This is a genomic window from Mycolicibacter arupensis (genome assembly GCF_002086515.1).
Lineage (GTDB): Bacteria > Actinomycetota > Actinomycetes > Mycobacteriales > Mycobacteriaceae > Mycobacterium > Mycobacterium arupense.
This window is the reverse complement of the sequence record NZ_MVHH01000061.1, coordinates 1-19285: the sequence shown is the minus strand read 5'-3', so window position 1 is coordinate 19285 and position 19285 is coordinate 1. Positions and strand designations below refer to the sequence as shown.

General features: G+C 63.6%; 20 protein-coding genes. 8 read left to right on the top strand and 12 right to left on the bottom strand.

Features of this window, described 5'->3' with window-relative positions; genetic code table 11:
• Both BST15_RS18990 and BST15_RS18985 read left to right on the top strand, forming a co-directional pair.
• On the top strand, positions 1–371 hold a 371-nt coding region (locus tag BST15_RS18990; RefSeq protein WP_133053200.1), incomplete at its 5' end, for an SDR family NAD(P)-dependent oxidoreductase.
• 273 nt (positions 372–644) lie between these two features.
• On the top strand, positions 645–1373 hold the full coding sequence (locus BST15_RS18985) for a class I SAM-dependent methyltransferase (protein ID WP_046190080.1): 729 nt from the start codon (positions 645–647) through the stop codon (positions 1371–1373).
• Positions 1374–1407: 34 nt separating this feature from the next.
• Here BST15_RS18985 and BST15_RS18980 read toward each other — a convergent pair whose 3' ends face one another.
• On the bottom strand, positions 1408–2019 hold the full coding sequence (locus tag BST15_RS18980; protein WP_046190081.1) for a CGNR zinc finger domain-containing protein: 612 nt from the start codon (positions 2017–2019) through the stop codon (positions 1408–1410).
• 43 nt (positions 2020–2062) lie between these two features.
• Here BST15_RS18980 and BST15_RS18975 point away from each other — a divergent pair, with 43 nt between their 5' ends.
• Entirely contained in the window at positions 2063–3277 is a 1215-nt protein-coding gene (locus BST15_RS18975) for an MFS transporter (protein WP_064961216.1), read from the top strand.
• Between the two features lie 1146 nt (positions 3278–4423).
• Here BST15_RS18975 and BST15_RS18965 read toward each other — a convergent pair.
• Complete coding sequence (locus BST15_RS18965) at positions 4424–5152, bottom strand: flavodoxin family protein (RefSeq protein WP_046190098.1); 729 nt, start codon at positions 5150–5152, stop codon at positions 4424–4426.
• 392 nt (positions 5153–5544) lie between these two features.
• On the opposite strand from BST15_RS18965, the gene BST15_RS18960 reads away from it, so the two are divergent.
• Both BST15_RS18960 and BST15_RS18955 read left to right on the top strand, forming a co-directional pair.
• On the top strand, positions 5545–6273 hold the full coding sequence (locus BST15_RS18960; RefSeq protein WP_046190083.1) for a cutinase family protein: 729 nt from the start codon (positions 5545–5547) through the stop codon (positions 6271–6273).
• A gap of 96 nt (positions 6274–6369) precedes the next feature.
• Positions 6370–7026 carry a sigma-70 family RNA polymerase sigma factor gene (locus BST15_RS18955; RefSeq protein WP_225345695.1) on the top strand — a complete coding sequence of 219 codons (657 nt, stop codon included), beginning with the start codon at positions 6370–6372 and terminating at the stop codon, positions 7024–7026.
• Between the two features lie 26 nt (positions 7027–7052).
• On the opposite strand, the gene BST15_RS18950 is transcribed toward BST15_RS18955, so the two are convergent.
• From BST15_RS18950 to BST15_RS18925, 6 genes are all read right to left on the bottom strand, one after another.
• Positions 7053–7310, bottom strand: a complete 258-nt coding sequence (locus tag BST15_RS18950) for a DUF6510 family protein (protein ID WP_046190084.1) — start codon at positions 7308–7310, stop codon at positions 7053–7055.
• Positions 7307–8041, bottom strand: a complete 735-nt coding sequence (locus BST15_RS18945) for an FAD-binding oxidoreductase (protein WP_046190085.1) — start codon at positions 8039–8041, stop codon at positions 7307–7309. Before BST15_RS18945 ends, BST15_RS18950 begins: the two co-directional genes overlap by 4 nt.
• Complete coding sequence (locus BST15_RS18940) at positions 8038–8631, bottom strand: molybdopterin-dependent oxidoreductase (protein ID WP_033717461.1); 594 nt, start codon at positions 8629–8631, stop codon at positions 8038–8040. The genes BST15_RS18945 and BST15_RS18940 overlap by 4 nt, the downstream gene beginning before the upstream one ends.
• A 99-nt stretch (positions 8632–8730) precedes the next feature.
• Positions 8731–10176 carry a dihydrolipoyl dehydrogenase family protein gene (locus BST15_RS18935; RefSeq protein ID WP_033717463.1) on the bottom strand — a complete coding sequence of 482 codons (1446 nt, stop codon included), beginning with the start codon at positions 10174–10176 and terminating at the stop codon, positions 8731–8733.
• A gap of 1 nt (position 10177) precedes the next feature.
• Positions 10178–11416, bottom strand: a complete 1239-nt coding sequence (locus tag BST15_RS18930) for a bifunctional alpha/beta hydrolase/OsmC family protein (RefSeq protein WP_046190086.1) — start codon at positions 11414–11416, stop codon at positions 10178–10180.
• A gap of 108 nt (positions 11417–11524) precedes the next feature.
• On the bottom strand, positions 11525–11953 hold the full coding sequence (locus BST15_RS18925) for a YkgB family protein (protein WP_234808431.1): 429 nt from the start codon (positions 11951–11953) through the stop codon (positions 11525–11527).
• Between the two features lie 499 nt (positions 11954–12452).
• Between BST15_RS18925 and BST15_RS18920 the strand changes: the two genes are divergently transcribed.
• Positions 12453–13079: a TetR/AcrR family transcriptional regulator gene (locus BST15_RS18920; RefSeq protein WP_074324031.1), complete on the top strand. Its 627-nt coding sequence runs from the start codon at positions 12453–12455 to the stop codon at positions 13077–13079.
• A gap of 37 nt (positions 13080–13116) precedes the next feature.
• Here BST15_RS18920 and BST15_RS18915 read toward each other — a convergent pair whose 3' ends face one another.
• Positions 13117–13788, bottom strand: coding sequence for a TetR/AcrR family transcriptional regulator (locus tag BST15_RS18915; RefSeq protein WP_046190088.1), 672 nt, complete (start codon positions 13786–13788; stop codon positions 13117–13119).
• 277 nt (positions 13789–14065) lie between these two features.
• On the opposite strand from BST15_RS18915, the gene BST15_RS18910 reads away from it, so the two are divergent.
• Together BST15_RS18910 and BST15_RS18905 are read left to right on the top strand one after the other, a co-directional pair.
• Positions 14066–14692: an RNA polymerase sigma factor gene (locus BST15_RS18910; RefSeq protein WP_046190089.1), complete on the top strand. Its 627-nt coding sequence runs from the start codon at positions 14066–14068 to the stop codon at positions 14690–14692.
• The gene (locus BST15_RS18905; RefSeq protein ID WP_170924377.1) at positions 14689–14970 is read left to right on the top strand and encodes an anti-sigma factor family protein; all 282 of its coding nucleotides are present in this window, start codon (positions 14689–14691) and stop codon (positions 14968–14970) included. The genes BST15_RS18910 and BST15_RS18905 overlap by 4 nt, the downstream gene beginning before the upstream one ends.
• A gap of 297 nt (positions 14971–15267) precedes the next feature.
• Here BST15_RS18905 and BST15_RS18895 read toward each other — a convergent pair whose 3' ends face one another.
• From BST15_RS18895 to BST15_RS18885, 3 genes are all read right to left on the bottom strand, one after another.
• Entirely contained in the window at positions 15268–16569 is a 1302-nt protein-coding gene (locus BST15_RS18895; protein ID WP_198528320.1) for a cation:proton antiporter, read from the bottom strand.
• A gap of 703 nt (positions 16570–17272) precedes the next feature.
• Positions 17273–18409 (bottom strand): hypothetical protein, encoded by a 1137-nt coding sequence (locus BST15_RS18890; RefSeq protein ID WP_057969522.1) that lies wholly within the window; start codon positions 18407–18409, stop codon positions 17273–17275.
• A 78-nt stretch (positions 18410–18487) separates the two neighbouring features.
• Positions 18488–19129 carry a maleylpyruvate isomerase family mycothiol-dependent enzyme gene (locus BST15_RS18885; RefSeq protein ID WP_174561140.1) on the bottom strand — a complete coding sequence of 214 codons (642 nt, stop codon included), beginning with the start codon at positions 19127–19129 and terminating at the stop codon, positions 18488–18490.
• Positions 19130–19285: the final 156 nt, after the last annotated feature.

Below are 19285 nucleotides of genomic sequence, written 5' to 3'. Positions count from 1 at the left end.
CCCACCGAAGCCAGAACCTGCGCCCGCCGATTTACACCGAAATCTGGACGCCACCTTCCTTCGGAACGGCCGGTTCAGCGGTGTATGCGGCGAGCAAGGCCGCGCTGAACCTGCTGACGAAGTCCTGGGCGGCCGAGTACGGTCCGCGCGGTGTGCGCGTGAATGCGGTCGCCCCCGGCCCGACCGCGACGGACAACGCGCTTATGCAGTTCGGGGAGGACGGGCTGGCGGCGATGATGCGCCACACCCCGGCACGCCGCGTGGCAGCTCCAACCGAGATCGCCGAAGCTGTCGCTTATTTGGCCAGCGATCAAGCCAGCTTCGTCCACGGCGCGGTCATACCTGTCGACGGCGGGCGCACCGCCGTATAGAGAACGCATCCGAGAGCTTCCCAGCATCGGTGTAGAGGGACGTCCCTCATCCGCGGCCGGTGCGATCGCTATCATGGATGGGCGATAGTCGCACGCTCGCGCTCTATCGTTTGCTTTCAACGCGTTTGAACGCTTCGGGTCGGGTCGACCGGTGCCCTGTGGAGCTGTTCCGTATACCGATCCCGGCTTTTGATTTCCTGTCCGGTTACCCTCGCGATATGAGGTTGCCCCGCTCGCTGCGGTTACTCGGCCAGCCGAGCGCCCGGACCACTGATGGTCGACGGCGTGTGGATCACCGCGCCAGCTGGACTGCCCAACGACTTCGTCGTGCTCCGAGTCCGCTACCTCGATGACGTGCTCGACCGGGCCTTCGCTGACGGAATCGACCAGATCGTCCTGCTCGGTGCCGGTTTCGACACCACGAGTCTGCGTCACCAACGTGCCGGCGCGACCTTCTTCGAAGTTGACGTGCCCTCCACCCAACACGACAAACGCTGCACCACAGACACACTCCTAGTCGGCGAAAAGCAGTCCGCGATCAACTGGGTGCCATGTGATTTCGAGAAGGACCGACTGCCCGAGCGCCTCAAAGCCGGTAGGTTCGATCCCGCCCGCCGCTGCGTGGTCGCCTGGATCGGAGTCACGATGTTCCTCAGCAAAGACGCGATCACCGCCACACTGACCGACATGGCCACCGTGTGCGCACCGGGCAGCACCATCGTGCTCGACTACATCGATCCCGACGTCATCTCCGGCAGCACCACCTCACCAAGCGCACAGCGAGTAGCCAAGACAGTCGCTTCCAACGGCGAGCCGTACCGCACCGGGTACACCACCACCGACATCAACGCTGCCCTCACCGACCACGGGTTCATACCCGACGACCACGCAGCCGCCACCGCACTACAGCAGCGCTACTGCCACACACGTGCGCCGCTGCCTGCCGGCCACGACTGGCTGAGAGCCCTCACTGCCGTCAGAAATGCGCGTGACACGATGTGAGTGTGACGACGTATACGCACCCTCGGCGATCGGCTTATGGTGACGCTGTCGTCTCGGACCGGCGAGCGCGATGCGCTGCCGCCTTCGCGCGATTGCCGCACCGACTCATGGAACACCAACGCCGCTGGCGTGCGCCGGGTGCGAGAAGGTAGATCATCCGGCAGTCGTCACTCGCGCATTCGCGAAGGTGATTCCTTCTCTCAGAGTCTGAGAGGAGGGCGAGAAGGTCGCGGGTAACGCTGGCACAAACGGCAGCCTGGTCGAGCGCCGCCATGTGCGCTTGCGGCCCATGACGGCCGCTGACAAGACGCGGCAAGGGAACGTCTGCACGCGCCCACGCCTCGATCCGCTGAACTGTCGAAAGGCCGACAGGTTTGTGATGAAGGTACGCAGTCAGCACCTCCCACGAGGCCTCGCGAAGATCGCGCAACTCAGTGAGCAAGCTATCCCAATCCACATCGGCAGCAATGTCGATGCCGACGCCGGCACACCACCGCACGAGCGCCTCGATATCGGCTAGACGCTCCACCCGATGGGTCTTGCCTGCACCACGCCGTCCGACCGTCGCGGCGAGATTCAACACGAGGGAACCGGCGTCGTAGCGGAGTTCCCGCAGGGCGGTGCTGGTGCGGTTCACCGAGTTCATGCTTCAATAGTAACCTCATATCCGGTTATTTAGGACGGGTGCGATGTCGGCTCGACTGCCAGGATGGTCTCGCGCTGCTGCGGGCCTTGCGGTTGTGGGTTGGGGCGCAAATCAATTCGCTGCACTACTTCCGGTTTACCGGGAGACGACTGGTCTCTCCGCCTCGCAGATCTCGTTAGCGTTCGCTATCTACATCGTGGGTCTCATCCCCGCACTCTTCATTGCTGCTGAGGTCGCGGACCGCATCGGTCGACGCTGGCTCGTCCGAATCGCCGTTGTGTTGTCCGCTGCAGCGTCGGTAGTGCTCTGCTTCAGTCCGCAGGAACACTGGCTGCTGCTGCTCGGTCGACTCATGTCTGGTGCTGCCGCTGGCGCTGCCCTCGGGCCGGGATCTGCATGGGTAACTGAGCTTTCAGACGATGACAGGGCCGCCGCTCCGAAGCGCGTCACGGTGGCGCTTTCCGTCGGATTCGGAGGGGGGCCGCTCGTTGCAGGTGTCGTCGCACAGTGGGCTCCATGGCCTGAGGCCTCGCCTTACTCGGTTCATTTTCTTGTCTCGATAGTTGCGGCCGCACTGCTGTGGCGAACGCCCGATCCTTCTTTCGACCACGGAGCGCCTACGAAGGTGGCGGAGCATCTGGGCACGACAGAGCGGCCTTCTGACAGACCAGACACCGCCCCGAAAGAAACGTTCTGGGAGACGGTCAGGTCTGCAGCGTTCATACGGACCATCCCATTCACGGCGCCATGGGTGTTCGGCGCAGCAACCATGAGCTTCGCCATCGCGCCCTCCGTCATTCACGTGCCAGGTTTCAGCACCGCGAGTGCTGGAGTCATCACCGGCATCACCATGGGCTCCGGTGCACTGGTGCAGCCGCTTGCGCAGCGAATCGAGCGATGGAAACAAGGCGCCGCTATGCCGGCTGGGCTCAGCCTCGCAGTGTTTGGAATGCTTCTCGCCGCCACCGCATTCGCCGTTCAGATCAGCGCCCTGCTGCTTCCAGTGGCGGTGATCTTGGGATCGGCATACGGCGTCATCCTCGTTGCAGGGCTACGTCAGATCGAAACGCTCGGCCATTCAAAAGACCGTGCACGTCTGAACGCCGCCTATTTCTCCTTCACCTACATCGGATTCATCCAGCCATTCGTATTCGCCGTCGTCGCGACCACCCAGACCAGCCAGATCATCTTCGCAATGATCGGCGCCCTGGTCGCCACAGCCACAACCGTCGCTACCAGCAGAGCACGTCATGTCTAGAAGACCCGAGCCGAACCACTCTTTTCATTTCTTCGGGCTTCTCCTGCCTTGGCTGACGGTCCGCAACGAGCACGTCGGCTCAACACACGCATTGCCGGCGTGCCTCGTTGGCGTTGGTGACTTTCGGGGCCTCGCCGCCAGTCGGCTGGTCCTGCCCGCGCGTTTGAATACCCGGAACAACAACGGGGTCAACAGAACCGCAACCGCCGGGGCCAGGCCCGGCGACAATAGATGTCGATCGTCAAAGTGGATGGCGATTGTCGCCACTCCTACCTGCGTCGTTGTCATTCAGTCACGGAGATGGCGCAGCGATTGTGGTCATCCAAGTGGCAGAAGTTGGAAACGGTACGGTGGTGCCAGTCATCGGCGCGGTGCCCTAAACCAGGGAGCCACCGTGGACAACGCGCCACTTCGTGCCCGGCGCTAATGGCTCGCCCAGCCCGAACAACGAGGCGTATTCCCCACTCACCACCGCTTTCATGCGTGCATCCCAGCCGCGCAGATCGAACGGTCGCGAGTGCGGTTCGATGTCGGCAATGATGAGCCCGACAGTCTGGGGGTCTGCTGCAGCGAGCGCCGCGAATTCGGGAGGAATCGTCCCGCCGCCGCTGGGCGCACCACACATCCAATGTGCTCGATCTCCCTCCCTGACGGCGCCCACCGCCACATTCCCGCGATTCCATCACCACATCGGAGGCCTAGATGTGTCCGGCTACGAGGTTTCTCCAGATATGAACGCGGCAGCGCCGATTGGATCCGGATTCCCGATGCGGGGCTGAGGGATTAGGCCGTGGCGCAACCAAGATCGGAGAGTCCCTCGATCGGCGCCAATTCGAGTTGACATAGCCGTCTCGGGCGCGCTCGTCAGCGATCGGCCACCGGGAGCCAGGGTGTCAAAGCCGAGTCCGGTCAGGCCGGCGATGGTGGCAAGCGGCACGCTGCAGGGCTCGTCTTTCCCACCTGTGAGCCCTTGAGGTTCTCGGTCGGATTCTTGAACTCCTGGCCTTCCGTCGGGGCCAGCCTCGGATACTCACCAACAAGCGGGATAGATACGCAAGCGCCGCCGCTAGCGAGGGGCCTTCCCTTCGATTCACCGCATGCGAGGCGTCTGCAAGTAGGTTTCGATGCCCTATATGGGGCCCGCAGTCACCGGTACTCGGGGTTGGCAAATCCGAATCGTGAACCGGCATCCCACTCGGCGCGTTGATTGCCGTATGCGGGCACTCCGCCGGCTGTGCGCAGTAGCGATGCGATGTGCATCAGGTTGTAGGTCATAAAAGTGGTGTTGCGGTTGGTGAAGTCGTTGTCCGGCCCGCCGGACCCCTCGTCGAGGTAGGAGGGACCCGGCCCTGCAGGGCCCACCCACCCCGCATCCGCTTGAGGCGGAATCACGTAGCCCAAGTGCTGCAGACTGTAGAGAAGGTTCATCGCGCAGTGCTTGATACCGTCCTCGTTACCGGTGATGAGACACCCGGCGACGCGTCCGTAATAGGCGTATTGCCCAGCGTCATTGAGCAATCCCGAGCATCCATAGAGCCGTTCGATGACCGCCTTCATCACTGAACTGTTGTCGCCAAGCCATATCGGTCCGACGAGGACGAGGATATCGGCGGCGATGATGCGTTCGTAGAGTGCGGGCCAATCATCGGTTTCCCAACCATGCTCTGTCATGTCCGGGTAGACCCCGGCGGCGATGTCATGATCAATGGCGCGAATCTGATCTACCTCGACGCCATGCTTTTCCATCAGTGCGCTACTGATATCGGCCAGACCTTGGCTGTGGCTGCGCTCAGGCGACTTCTTCAAAGTGCAGTTGACGAACACTGCTCGCAGACCATCAAAGGAGGGTGCGGCGTTGTTGTGGGGCGTCGGGATCTCGTTCACGTTGAGTGTCCTGTCTATGGCCCGGGTCGCCGAAGCGAGTCAGGAACGGAAGTGTCGTGGCGGGTCCTTTTGCCGAGGTCAGCCGGCCTGAACCGCGCCACTCAGTAGTTGTACTGTGTAGTACAGTATTGCTGTAGGCGGCTGATCCATGCAAGGCTGACGTGAACACGCATTGGGAAGCGTCCGATCTCCGCATGGCGGTCGAGCCGAAATAGGCGCCACGGTGGTTCATGCCGACATCGCTTGGTAACACGGGGGATTCACGACGAAAGCAGACACGCCCTCTCAAGTTCACGACATGGCTAGCCTGCAACCGTCATCGATGCTCTCAGCAACAAGCCGGTACGCCCCGAACCTCACGACTGCTACGCAAAGGAACGATCATGAAAATCAGTCCCGCTGCGCACGGTGCCACTCGACCGTGGACCGGCGGAAGGTTCTCCGCCGCTGTTCTTTCCGCTGTCGCGATGCTCATTCCGCAAACCTCGGCTACCGGTCTCGCCAAGGCGGAACTCGCCTGCCCGTATGCCCAGATAGTTTTCGCTCGCGGGACGTTTGAACAGCCAGGCGTGGGTGCGACCGGGCAAGCCTTCGTCGACGCTTTGAGCGACCGCCTGAGCGGCAAGTCCGTCCACGTATATGCGGCGGATTACCCTGCGTCGCTCGACTTCAAGCACGCTGCCGACGGCATCGCCGACGTCCGCAACAAAGTCGAGTCCATCGCAGCGACCTGCCCCAGTACCAAGATCGTCCTCGGCGGTTACTCACAAGGCGCAGCGGTGGCCGGCTACACCCTCGCCGACACGATCCCGGCCGACTACGAATTACCGACCGGCATCACCGGTCCCATGCCCGCGGCGATGGCCAACCACATCGCGGCGGTGGCGCTGTTCGGCACACCAGATGCCGGTTTCCTGGCTCTCGTCCAACGCAGCGCACCGCCCATCACCATCGGCAATCCCTACGCGGCCAGGACGATTCAGCTATGCGCAGTCGGCGACCCAGTCTGCTCCCCCGGCGGCCTGGATCGTGCAGCGCACAGCGCCTATAAGAGCAACGGAATGGCCTTAGAGGCAGCGGTATTCGCTGTTCGCGCACTGGCAGCGACGTAACAGCCTGACCATGAGTTGCCGGCGACGATTCGTCCTACTGGGCGAGCACTACACACATCCGCTGACGAGAGGACTGAGGCGAAAATGACGTCGTACGTGAGCATCGACGCGGCACGGTCGAAACCGGCGCCGACAGTTCGAACTGCGCCCAAAGCCGAGTGTCCCGCCGAGTCACTCTCGGCACTGGCCGAGCGGTTCGAACGTGAAGCGATGCCGTACCGCGCCGCCCTCCTCTGCACCGCCCGGCGACTTACACGCCGGGAGGCTGATGCCGAGGATCTGATCCAGGACACCATGATGAACGCATTTCTCGGATTCGACCGTTTCCAGCCTGGCACCAATCTGAGAGCGTGGCTGTATCGGATAATGCACAACCGATGGATCAGCGTCCACCGGATGAAACAACGTCGTCCAGAAACCTTTTGCGTCGACGCGATTACCGATGACGGTATCGCTGGCTTTGCTTCTCGTTCGAATCGGTTCGAGCGTTCGGCAGAAGACGAAGCCATGGACGGTCTGTCCGACCATCGAATAGAAGAAGCATTCCGATCGCTGCCGGAGGGCTTCCAGAAGGTGCTGTACTACGTTGGCGTCGAGGATCTCACCTGTGCCGACACTGCGATCCTCTTGGGGATTCCAGTTGGCACGGTCATGTCCCGCCTGTCGCGGAGCCGCGTTCGACTCCGCGCACAGCTGGCAGACTTCACCGACGGTTCGGAAGCCTGGTCAAATCGCCGCCCTCTTGCCCAATAGGCACTGGACAGCGACGCGACTTCGGGTCATGGCCCTGGGATTGAGACGTGTGCCAGCCCCGAGAGGTTGACGAGTACTTCATGCGGCTTTTGGACTATGACGGCGAGCACGCCCTGGCAATGCTCGCATCGCAGGACCGACCCGATGGCGGTCACGAAGGCGTGGGCGCGCGCCAGTTCGAATACGAGATGACAGCTTCTGCATCGTCCAATGGCGGCGGTGATCTCGATGCCGAGAGTGTCGGCGAAGAGTCCGGCAAGCGCGTTTCCGTCGAGGTGGGTCATCCACTGCCTCCGAAGCGTTCCGTGCGTATTCGTCCGGGGTCATGGCCTAGTTGGAGAAGCCAACCGGCGATCGTCTCGACGAACGGTGTAGGGCCGCAGAGGAAGATGCGCGGTGCCGCCGTGGCGGGAAAGACAAAACCGGCCAACGACTCTCGAGTCAGTCGCCCGGGGGGACGCAGTGATCCCGGAGGGCATCTTCGTGTGTGCACGATGTCGATGGTGGTCTGTGAGAGCGCCGAGAGCTCCTCGGCGAAGAGCACGTCCTCGGGCGCCCGGACCGAGTACAGCAGTCGGAACTCGGCGTGGTTCGCCTCGTGCTCACGTGCCATGGCCATCGCGAACAGCGGGACCACGCCGGATCCACCGGCGATGAGCTGAACCGGGGAACGGTCGGGTTCTGATGGGATCCAGACGAAGTATCGTCCCAGTGGGCCGTGCACCTCGAGCTCGTCGCCCTCTGCGAGCTGGTGCACGAGGTAGGGCGAGACTTCACCCGCGGGGAGTTCGTCGATCGCCAGGATGACTCGTGTCGTCTCGCCCGGCGACGCGACCGAGTAGGACCGGACCGCCTGATAGCCGTCCGGGGCGGTGAGGCGGACGTCGAGGTGGGAACCGGCATGGTTTCCCGGCCAGGTCGGCACGTCCAGCTCGATTCGGACCGCCGATGCGGTCTCTCGACGGCGGCTGACGACGCGTCCGACATGCCAGCTCGCGCGGATCGGAGACGTCACCAGTAGCGTTCCTCCCGCCACGGATCACCACGGAGATGGTATCCGTTCTGTTCCCAGAACCCGGGCTCGTCGCTCGGCATCATCCGTATCTCGCGGACCCACTTGGCGCTCTTCCAGAAGTACAGATGGGGCACGAGAAGACGCGCCGGCCCCCCGTGCTCAGGAGTCAAGGGCTCACCCTCTGCCTCGGTGGCGATCCACGCCTGGCCTTCGAGCAGATCGTCGAGGGGCAGATTGGTGGTGTAACCGCCGTGGCTTCGGACCAGGACGTAGTCGCAGGAGGTCTCGACGTCCTCGAACAGCCGATCCAAAGAGACCCCGCGCCAGGCCATGTCAAGCTTGGACCAGTGGGTGACGCAGTGAATGTTGGTGACGATGTCCTCCACGCCCACGTTCTGGAGCGCGTTCCAATCCCATCCGTGCTCGGTGCCCGTCTCGGTCGTGATGGTGAACGTCCACTCGTGCGCCCCGATATCGGGTGTCAGGCCGGCCGTCAGGACCGGCCAGTCGTCGACGAGCGTCTGGCCCGGTGGCAACCGTGAGTCGCCGGCGCCGCGACGGTTACCGAATCCGCTGTTGATCACTGCCATAGCAAGCTCCTTCGCGTGTCACGCGCGTCTCTGTGTGCGCTGACACTGAGTACGGTGTATTCCAAAATCCAGTCTCGACAGCGGCTCTCCCTTTCAGGGTCAGCTGGTCGGGCCACCTGAATGACCCCTTCGTCGGGCGAGGAGCGGGTTCCAGATCTGGTTGATCGACGGGTGCGGTGCCACGACGTGGCGGAGTGTCTCGACTGGTACCTTGGCGACGATGGCGAGGGTGGCCGCTTGGGCGAGTTCGGCGAACTCGGGTCCGACGAACGTCGCGCCGAGCAGGGTGTCCGTGTCGGCGTCGATGACCAGTTTCGCCCAGGCGTCGAAGCCGTCGCGGAAGATGGCGAGGTCGGGCACGGACTCCGGGTACCGCGCGGTGGTCGTCGTGACCGTGAATCCGTCGGCGCGCGCCTGACTTTCGGTTCGTCCCACCTCGACGACCTGGGGGTCGGTGTAGATGACCTGGGGCAGGTTGTGTGGGTCGCGGGCGATGAGTTCATCGGCGCCGAGCCGACGGCCTTGTGCGCGGGCGGCGATGATATCGGCGACGACGACTGCGTGGTATTGCGACAGGTGCGATAAGAGCGCGCGTCCGGTGGTGTCACCCATCGCGTACAGCCAGGTGCCGTCGACTCCGAGTGCCTGCAGATGGTCGTCGACGGGCACGAACTCTCCGCTACGCAGCCCCACGGATTCCAAGCCGAGGGAATCGGTGTTGACCACCCGTCCTGCGGCGACGACGACCTCGTCGATCTCGATGGTCTCGTCCCCGACGGTGGCGGAGACCGTGCCGCCCGCGACGGATCGGACCACTCCGGATGGGTGAGCTTCAAAGCGAAGGTCAACTCCGTTGCGTCGCAACGACTCGGTGACCATCTCGCTGGCGACGGTCTCGGAGTTGCGCAGCAGGGTCCGGCCCCGCGCGAGCAGCGTCACCTTGGAGCCCAGACCGGCCAGGATGGTGGCGAACTCGACGGCGACGACGCCGCCGCCGATGATCAGGGTCCGTGGCGGTACGTGCGTCATGGCCGCCAGGTCGCGGTTGGTCCAGGGGCGCGCGTCGGCCAGCCCTGGTACGTCGGGGATGGCGGGGCGGGTACCGGTGGCGAGCACGACCGCCTGCCGCGCGCGGACAGTCTCCTCGCGGCCGCCGGGGTGGGTGACGGTGACCACGCGGGGGCCTGCGAGCCGGCCGTGGGCGTGCAACACCGTGAGGCCGCTTTGCTGCAGAGCGGCGGTGACACCCTCATCGTTGAGATGATCGACGATGGCGTCGCGTTTGGCGAAGACGGCAGCGACGTCGAGCTGCCCCGACCCCACAGCTTCCCGGACGCCGGGGACGGCCTTCGCCAGGGCCAGTACTTCGATCGGGCGCAGTAGCGTCTTGGTCGGATTACATGCCCAGTAGTGGCATTCACCGCCGATGAGGCGCTCCTCCACCAGGGCCACCTCGAGCCCTTCGGCGATGAGGTATTGCGCCGCTGACGCGCCGCCAGGCCCGCCACCGATCACGACTACGTCGAATTCTGAATCTTCAGTCATGTCAGCCTCTGTCTCGGTCGGCTCGTGCGTCAGCGGTATGAATGGACACTTCGGAGCGAAGGGTGCGATGCACCGGGCACCGGTCGGCGATGTCGAGCAGCTTGGCACGTTGGTCGCCGTCGAGCGGGCCGATGAGGGTGATGTCGCGTTCGATCCGGTCGACCATCCCCGTGGCGGTCTCACATTCGGCGCAATCCTTGGCGTGGACGCGGGAGTGGCGCGAATCGACGACGATGCGTTCGAGCGGCCACTGCTTCCGATCGGCGTACATCCGCACCGTCATCGACGTGCAGGCGCCGAGCGCGGCCAGGAGAAGGTCGTACGGTGTTGGGCCGGCGTCATCGCCGATGGGTCGGGGTTCGTCCGCGGTCAGTCGATGCCGGCGCGTACCGATCTGCTGGGTGAGTCTGCCGGGTCCGCTTTCGGCGACCCGCACGGCACCGTCGGCCAAGTCATCGGTGTTCAGGTCGCGGGTCGCCGTAGGTGCCGCCACGTACCTACTCAGCCAAGCGGCAAGGACGCTCGCCGTGTACCCCGCGTCGGCCCGATTGCTGAGAAGGTGGTCGGCGCCGTCGAGAGTGATGAACGATTTCGGGTGCCGCGCGGTGTCGAAGATGATCCGCGCGTTGTTCACCGACACCACCTCGTCGAGCGGGGAATGCATGACGAGTAGCGCAGTGTCGAGGGCGGCGATGCGCTCGCACTGCGGTTGCATCGCGATGTCGTCGAGAAATTCGCGACGCACCCGAAACGGTCGACCCCCGATCGATACCGTGGCCTCGCCCGCTTCGACGCCGGGTAGCGCGTCGCCCAGCAATCCGACGACGTGGAAGGGGTCAGCCGGTGCACCGATGGTGACGACCGCGCGAACCTCGGGAATTCGAGATGCGGCTGCCAAGACTGCCGCCCCGCCCAGCGAATGCCCGATCAGCACGGCTGGGGCACTGAATTGGTCGCGGAGATGGTCTGCGGCATGCACCAAATCTTCGACGTTGGAACTGAAGCCGGTCGCGGCGAACTCACCCTCGGACTCCCCCAGGCCGGTGAAGTCGAACCGCAGTACCGCGATCCCCTGCGCCGCCAAGGCACGCGAGATCCGGCCTGCTGCAGCGTTATCCTTGCCGCAGGTGAAGCAGTGCGCGAACAGCGCCCAGGCTTTCGGATCGCCGATCGGCATCTCCAACTTGCCGGTCAATTCGCCGCTACTGCCGCGGAAGACCGTTCGGGCTGAGGTGCTCATGTGCCTCCCTCGGCTGAGGACGATTGCGAGTGAAATGTACTACACAGAACAGTTTGTCCCCGGGATGGCGACCAGACAGAAGGCCTTGGGTCAGAACGCGGCGGACTGTCATTGACCCAGCGGTTCCGCGCGCAGCGTCCGCACGGCGTCACCGAGAGTCCACAGCGCCACTGCGAGGAGGACGACGTCCTTCACCAAGAAGTTGCCCACCATGGACAGCACCGGGAACCCGCCGGCTTCGAGCGCCATCACTCCGGGAGTGGTGAACATGAAGCTGAGCGTTACGACGAACATCCCGATTGCCATCACACTGCCCACAATGGATGCCCTGGGCGCCCATGGCTTAACGGCAATAAGCGCGGCAGTCGCCAGTTCGACGACACCCAGCACTGCCGAGAAGGTCGTCACCGAGAAGATGTCGTACACCCAGCTCATCAGGGGGCTGCTCGCGACCAGCGGTTGGATGGCATTGGCCTCATAGGTGGTGAACTTCAGTGCGCCGATCCACGCGATGACGAACACGAGTGCGTACCGCACCGCAACTTCCCCGGCCGGGGCCACCCGAGAGGCGATGGGTGAACAATACAGGCGAGATATGGCATTTTCCAATGACATTGGCCTTCCTTCTATCGTTGAGTAGGCCGTCTCCAGATCATGAGTGCTTCCGGTCGGGCGTGGCGTTACACGACGGCGTCGACCGATCGACTTTTGGGAGCTGGGGATGCATTCCGACCCGACGTGTAACGGAAGCTACCCACACCGACACTCCCCTACGTCTGATCATCGCGCGGCGCCCATGCAGCCGAGCCGGACTGATCGGGCGACCCACTCGAAGGAGCAAGACTCAACCGCCACCAGTGCGATGAAACTGTACCGGTGAGTACAACAGATGTCACGCGGACATCACTGCCCCGGGCTGTGGGATAGCAGTCATACAGCCGCCGAGAAGGCGCCTGTGGCATTACGACCGAACGCCAACCAGTCACAGTGCCGTGGGGTGGCGAGGTTCCAAACGAAAGACGATTGGAGAGTTCTGATGAACGAATGCTCGACCCCGGGGACTGTCTGCAACACTTCGGGCACACAACATCACCGGCATGCACGTGCGGCGATCGTCAATGCTGCCGCCTCGATGATGTACCACCGCGGCGTCGCCGCTACGTCGATCGGTGATGTCTCCCACGCATCTGGCGCAGAGGTCCGAGAGCTTGATCGCCATTTTCGCGATAAAACTGAACTGGTCCGAGCGGTCATAGACCGGGAACTGGCGGCCTTACTCGACGGCCAAGTTGCCGCCGCGGAGATCAATTCATGGGACGGACTCGATACGTGGGTGACGCGCGTGGTGGACGCCCAACCGGCCGAGGATGGCCCGTTCGCCTGTCCCCTCGGGACCTTGGCTGCGGAACTGAGAAACTCTCCGGAGTACCAACCTGCGTTGGATGCTGCTTTCCGCACTTGGGAGGGACATCTGGCCGCAGGCTTACGCCGGATTCAGACTTGCGGCGAGATGGATTCCGACGCCAATCCAGACCGCCTTGCCGCCAGCCTTCTCGCGGCTCTGCAAGGCGGATACCTCCTCGCCTCTGTCCACGGCCGGATCGAGATCATGCGCGACGTGCTCGAAGACGCGGTGGCGGCGCTGCGGCGTTACCAGGTCTGAGCCAGGATCTGGTCAACGTGCCCACGACCCGACTCGGTCAGCTCTTCGCCGCGACCGTCCGTCGCCGCGGTGTTGCCCTGCGACGCAGAGACAGCAGCGCGTTCTCCACCGCATCCTCGAAAACCGTGCCATCGTCGTGGATTTGGGCCATCATCAACCCACCCTGCACGGCCGCGACGATCGATTGGGCCAATCTATCGGGATCTGACTGCCGTGTGAGCTGACCTCGCTCGCGCATGACTTCCAAGCCGCGTGCCAGCGGCTCCTCCCAGCGCCGGAAGGCGGCGTCCAAATGTGGAAGATAAGCGGGATCGTTCTTCAGTTCGGCGGCCATCGATCCGAGCGGGCACGCGAACGGCCCATCCAGGACACGATGGCTCTCCATCACCTGCTCAGACCACCGCTTCAGGCCCGCCCAGGAGTCGGCGTGGTGTATCGCTGGTTGCGCCGCCAAGATGAGTTCGACCTGACGGTCGATGACCGCCCGAATGAGGTCGGCCCTGTCGTCGAAGTAGTGGTACAGCTGCGACTTGCCGCAGCCCGCGGCCGCCAGCACGTCATCGAGGCTGGTCGACGCCACGCCACTTTGACGCATCATGGTCGCAGCCGCGTCGACAATCGCTGCACGGCTGCGCAGCCCCCGCGGGGACAAAGACGGCCTTGGGCTCTCGCCCGTTGCCGCCTTCTCGGGCGCCCGCGTTGCTGCCATCAGTCCACGATAGCTTCTCGGTCAGTCGCCAAGACTGCGACCTCTACGCAGTCAGGTGTACCTCCCGGTACAGTTCGCATCGGACCTCGCACCACCACGGCGTCGAGACCGATCTACCCGGCACGTCCCCTCGTCACCCTCCGTTGCCCAGCCAGGAGCAGATACCGGACACAATCCGCACGAGCCATCTACTGTGCTATTCACTGGTGACTTCGGCGCTTATGGCGCGGCGGCCGGGTAGCGATCGCTCACGCACGGCCGACGAGGGGATTCCGACATGCTGGAACCGGTGGGCACCGCGGCGCTGGCCGACCGACTGCGCAATGGTGATCCGGAGGCGTTCAGCAAGCTCCTCGACCTTTACGGGCCCTCGATGCAACGAGTGGCGCGCGGATACGTGTCCAGCAACGAGCTCGCCGAGGACGTTGTGCAGGAGACGTGGATCGCGATCTTCAAGGGCATCGACAAGTTCGAGGGTCGGGCCTCACTACGGACGTGGATCTTCACCATCTTGATCAACGTCGCCAAGAAACACGGCCTCGCTGAACGCCGATACACCGACACCGCCGTGCGCGTCATGACCGGCGGCACCGTCGATCCGGACCGGTTCCGCGACGCGGGCGATCCCCTGCCCGGTCATTGGAAGGAACCACCCGCCCCGTTCCCGGACACGCCCGAGGGGTCGCTGCTCAGCGGGGAACTCACACAGGTCGCCACCGCGGGACTGCAGCGCTTGCCGGCGCGCCAACGTGAGGTGGTCACTCTGCGTGACGTACAGGGGTTCAGTTCCCAGGAGGTATGCCAATTGTTGGACATCAGCGCGGCCAACCAGCGGGTGCTACTACATCGCGGCAGAGCCGTGGTTCGCCAAGAGCTGGAAAACTACCTTGGGACGACCGCATGAACGCCGACGAGATCATCTGCGAGCAACTCGTGGAACTGGTGACCGACTACCTCGACGGTGCGCTCGATCCCGACGTCCGAGCCAGGTTCGACGCACACCTGCTGGAATGTGATGGCTGCGTCAACTACCTCGATCAGTTCCGGTCGACGATCAGCACCTTGGGGCGGGTTCCGTCCGATCAACTCGACGAGGGCTTCCGCGAGCGCCTCCTCGACACCTTCCGCGGATGGACGACCACGCCCGACCAGGATCACGACCGGCCGCAACCCGATCCATGACCGCATAGGGTTTCCCTGCGGAGGTGCCTCACCACCACTGCGATGGGAGCGCACAGCACCAGCACCAGCAAGATGCGGGTGTTCCCGTTTTGAATCGACGCATTGCAGCCCACGAAGACGGCGAAGGCGACCGCGGCCCGGACCGGTCTTCCGGAACGCCCTCTGGCTCGCTGCGGACCGACGTTGCTCCACATGAGATAGGCGAGAATCGCTGCCGTGGTCGCGACCTGCGACGCCGCCGTGAGTGTGGTCATTCCGCGCTCGGCCGACCCAAGTTCGAAGTCGTCCGGACAGTCTTCACGGGCCAGGACGCGGTCGGTCATCGCCACTGAGGCTGCCGTCTGCGCGCACGCCCGGAGCGGATGCTTCAGCGCCCCGCGCCAGTAGGAAGACAGCCAGTCGGGGAAACACGATGACTGACAACAAGCCGGCGGCGACCAGCGCGGCGTAATTGGCCGGTTCCAGCAGGCCCAGCTCCACGCCGATGCCCCCGGCCACCACCGGAATGCTCAGCGACGTGGCCTGCAGTAGGCCCGCGGCCAGAACGTCGCGGCCACCGGCGAGTAACGGACGGTAGACGATGGCCGGCAACGCTCGCACGATCAGGAGGGCAGCAAGGAAGACAGGGATCTTGGCCAAGGAGGAGGCGTGGTCGACAAGTGCGCGAATGTCGAGTGACACCCCGGTTGCGACGAAGAAGAACGGGATGAATACACCGAATCCGACCGCATGCAGCTTGGTATAGAACTGGGTGTGGGTCATGTCGTCATCGCGGTCGAGGAGCGTCAGAGCCGTCCCGGCGAGGAACGCTCCCAGGATCGACTCGAGTCCGAACGCTGTCGCGAGAGAAGCAAATACCAAGAGTAGGGCCATCGTTCCGCGGACTCGAATCTCGGCGGTGGTGTCCTGCAGGTCGAGCATCGTCTTGCACAAGGTACGGGCACGCTCCAGGCCGAGAACGACCGTGATGACGACACCCGTGAAGCCGAGAAACGCCGCCAGCAGCGTCAACCTGGTCCCGAGCCCGACTGATGTGTCTTCGGAAAACAACAGGGAAAGAAGCACTATGGGTACGACCTCGGCAATCGATGCACCAGCCACGATGACTTGCCCCGCTCGGGTTTCCACGATCCCCGCGTCCTTGAGGACCGGAAGTATGATGCCGAGCCCGGTTGCCGAGAGGATCAGGGCCATCAGCACCGGTGATCGAGCGAGGCCCAACATCCCGAGGCTGACACCCACTCCCACCGCAAGAGCGAACGACACCGCGAACGCCCCGGCAGCGCGGCGCAGCAGCGCCCCTCGCAAAAGACGTACGTCGATTTCCAGCCCAGCGAGCAACAGCAGGAAACTCAGGCCAATCGTCGACATCACCTGCAGCGCAGCGTCCATGTGCAACCAGCCGAGTACCTGTGGCCCCAGGATGACGCCGAGAAGAATTTCGAGCACGATCGCCGGCACGGCGAGCCGGAACACCCTCACGCTGAGCGGCGCAAGCAAGGCGACGACTGAGACGATCGCTACCGCAGTCAACGAGACGATGTGGGGAACCTTCCTTGCTGTGCCCCAGGCGAAATGGGCGGACAGGTACGTATCCAAATCAGTGGTGGCCGGCTGCTCAGTACATCGTTTCGGCGACTTCGTGTCGCCGATTGGTCAAAGTCAGCCCGAGTTCGGCAGTTGCATACTGTACTACATAGTACACTTTGTCGATACGCCCTCTTTGGCGAGAACCGGTAGCCGGCGCGGGGGTCGATGCGAGCTGGTTCGAGAAATGGCATCCACATGACTTTGCGGATGCGAAGATGACATCAGGCATGAGAACCTACAGCCGCCGCCGACAGCCCCGCTTACGCGCCTGATCCATCAATAGACGACGGAGACAAGTGGCGGCCAAATCAACGCCAATCACGAAGTGACGCCTCCACAGCTACCCTGGGGCGATACGGAGGGCGGCTAAGGTTTCGTCATCTAAGTGACACTTGCGTCATGTCAAATGACGAAATGAAATCCACTTTGACAATCGACACATCTGCGGGCAGGTGTCGATTCTCAGACTGGACGGCACATGCCACTGACTCTAGCTGCGCCTACACAGGTTTCTCATTGCGATGGCACAGTCATTTTTCTCATCCAAGTGGCAGAAGTTGGAACGGTACGGTGATGCAGGACCATGCATCGCGTCCTCCCCTGGCCGCGTGTGCGGCGGGTTCTCAAGCACCGCCGCAGGCCGGCCCCCGGCCGTGATGGCGCGGCATGCGGGTTCGTTTGGCTCTGAAAAGTCGAGATACGGGTCGTGGTCTCAGTCGTCAGCTGTGGGAACTGGGTTGGCCGCCAGCCACAGATCCAGTGCCGCGGCGCCGATGTCCTTGCGGGCCTTCCGATTGAGCCCGAGTTGGCGTGCTCGTTGCTGCACGTGTTCGATGACGTTCGGTTCGGCGCTCCAAGGTAAGGGTTTGCGACTGTGCTTCGCTGCTGGCGTGGGTTTCTCGAGTAGGTCTGATTCAGGGAACATGGTGAGCAACGACATCATCTGTTCGGGCGTGATCGCCGCGGCCTTGCCCTCGGTGAACCATGTAAGGACTTCTGTCTCGCTCGCTTCGTCGACGATTCCCTTGTTGTGGATGTAGTCGTTGCGGATTCGGCGGATGTCTCCGAAGATCGGCACGCGGATGTCTCGCGAGTCCCAGGGACTGCCATCCGGTGCGGTGCCGTGCGCGGCGGCCACGCGCCCACGGTATTGCTCATCCCACAGCGAGTGCATGTAGGCGAACCACTGGCCGTAGAGCAGCTGCTGGACTGGCGAGAACCGGTCGAAGCTCACGAACCCGGTCTGCGGTGTCAGCATCGTGACCCCGCCGTGCGTGGCAATTTCGAGATCGCGCATGGGGATGCAGCCTGGCCCGGCCTGGTCGACGATCTCGAATCGTCGGACATCGAGGTAGGCGTCTCCAGGAACACCAGACGCCGCGGAGTACCACTCGTAGAGCTTGGTGACCACGGCGTACTGCCCGCTGAGCATCACCGCCAAGGACAGCGTGAACTCACTGCGCAGTTCCGCAACAATGGATTCCAACGTCGCCGGCGTGGCCGCCGGTGCGGTGAGGGCCGCACGCATCGGCGCGATCCCGGCGCAGATCGCATCGAGGGCCGGCACGAGTTCTCGTGCCGTCCAGCGCTGCCGACGACCGGTGACGGCACGGATGGCGAGTGCGAGTGCCAACGATGCTCGTTGCAGCTCCGGGTCGTCGGCGGTGTTCAGACGGGGGAGGTCACGCAGATAGTCCCCCGGCGTGGTTTCCCGCAACGCCTGTGACGGGTCACCGGCGATCCACTCATCCTGCCGCGGGTGAAGCCGCATCGCGTCGGCCAAGTTCTTGACGACCTGTTCGAGCTCGTCGAGCTGCTGTACCCAGTGCATGAGGTTCCCGCCAGCCATACGCATAGACTCCCACGTCACTTCCGGTGGTCGCCATTAGTACGGTGCCCATCTCATCGCCGGGCCTGACGAGGGCGTTTACCGAAGCCTGGCGCGCAATACGGGTACTGCGGGGCCAGCGAGGTGATCGAGCGCGACGGTACGTCCGCAGGCAGCCAGCATCAATGCCTCTGCGGACCCGACAAGCGCGTCACCGGTCCCCCACTCTCGCCCCGTGTCTTCATCAAAGAGTGCGATACCGCGTAGTCTTCCGCGCGGGAAGAACCCGAGTTGGGTTCGGCCAGTGAGGAAATCGAGCACTAGCGCGACAAGTTCTGGGTTTGGGCGGTGCACAACGGCCAGCGGGATCCGCATATCGCAACCGTGGACCAACACATCGGTCAAGCCAGCTACCGGACCGGTGATCGGTGGGCTAAGCCGATAATCGGCACCACAGCGAAGAGCGTCCGCGATGTCGGCCGCAGATGCCATTGCGCGGCGTCGGGCGAGGGCATCAATCCCGCGATCTCCGCTGCGATGTCGTACACCGCTGGCCAGGAAGCCCCAAAATCCGTCAGCAAAGTCACTGACCAGGTGTGCTGCAACAGTTTTGACATCCCAGCCCGCGCAAAGGCTAGGTATGGCCAGCTGCCCGGCGTCCAGACTCTCAACCAATGCGGCGATCTCGCGGCGCTCGGCGGCAACCGCCTCAAAGACACGGTCGCAGTCCGCTGAACTCATCCGCACACCTGCAGATTATCGGTGAGCCCCGATGCGTGGGTGGACGCCGCCAGGGTCGCCATCGCGCGCCGACCTCCATTCTCTCACCGGCGGGCTCCGCCGGTGGCGTCCAGATTTCGGTGTAAATCGGCGGGCGCAGGTTCTGGCTTCGGTGGG

Bases quoted from the DNA above. Each gene is read 5' to 3' on its own strand.
- BST15_RS18985 (WP_046190080.1), top strand. From the start codon at position 645: ATGGTCGACGGCGTGTGGATCACCGCGCCAGCTGGACTGCCCAACGAC.
- BST15_RS18980 (WP_046190081.1), bottom strand. From the start codon at position 2,019: ATGAACTCGGTGAACCGCACCAGCACCGCCCTGCGGGAACTCCGCTAC.
- BST15_RS18975 (WP_064961216.1), top strand. From the start codon at position 2,063: ATGTCGGCTCGACTGCCAGGATGGTCTCGCGCTGCTGCGGGCCTTGCG.
- BST15_RS18960 (WP_046190083.1), top strand. From the start codon at position 5,545: ATGAAAATCAGTCCCGCTGCGCACGGTGCCACTCGACCGTGGACCGGC.
- BST15_RS18950 (WP_046190084.1), bottom strand. From the start codon at position 7,310: ATGACCCACCTCGACGGAAACGCGCTTGCCGGACTCTTCGCCGACACT.
- BST15_RS18940 (WP_033717461.1), bottom strand. From the start codon at position 8,631: ATGGCAGTGATCAACAGCGGATTCGGTAACCGTCGCGGCGCCGGCGAC.
- BST15_RS18935 (WP_033717463.1), bottom strand. From the start codon at position 10,176: ATGACTGAAGATTCAGAATTCGACGTAGTCGTGATCGGTGGCGGGCCT.
- BST15_RS18930 (WP_046190086.1), bottom strand. From the start codon at position 11,416: ATGAGCACCTCAGCCCGAACGGTCTTCCGCGGCAGTAGCGGCGAATTG.
- BST15_RS18920 (WP_074324031.1), top strand. From the start codon at position 12,453: ATGAACGAATGCTCGACCCCGGGGACTGTCTGCAACACTTCGGGCACA.
- BST15_RS18915 (WP_046190088.1), bottom strand. From the start codon at position 13,788: ATGGCAGCAACGCGGGCGCCCGAGAAGGCGGCAACGGGCGAGAGCCCA.
- BST15_RS18910 (WP_046190089.1), top strand. From the start codon at position 14,066: ATGCTGGAACCGGTGGGCACCGCGGCGCTGGCCGACCGACTGCGCAAT.
- BST15_RS18905 (WP_170924377.1), top strand. From the start codon at position 14,689: ATGAACGCCGACGAGATCATCTGCGAGCAACTCGTGGAACTGGTGACC.
- BST15_RS18890 (WP_057969522.1), bottom strand. From the start codon at position 18,409: ATGGCTGGCGGGAACCTCATGCACTGGGTACAGCAGCTCGACGAGCTC.
- BST15_RS18885 (WP_174561140.1), bottom strand. From the start codon at position 19,129: ATGAGTTCAGCGGACTGCGACCGTGTCTTTGAGGCGGTTGCCGCCGAG.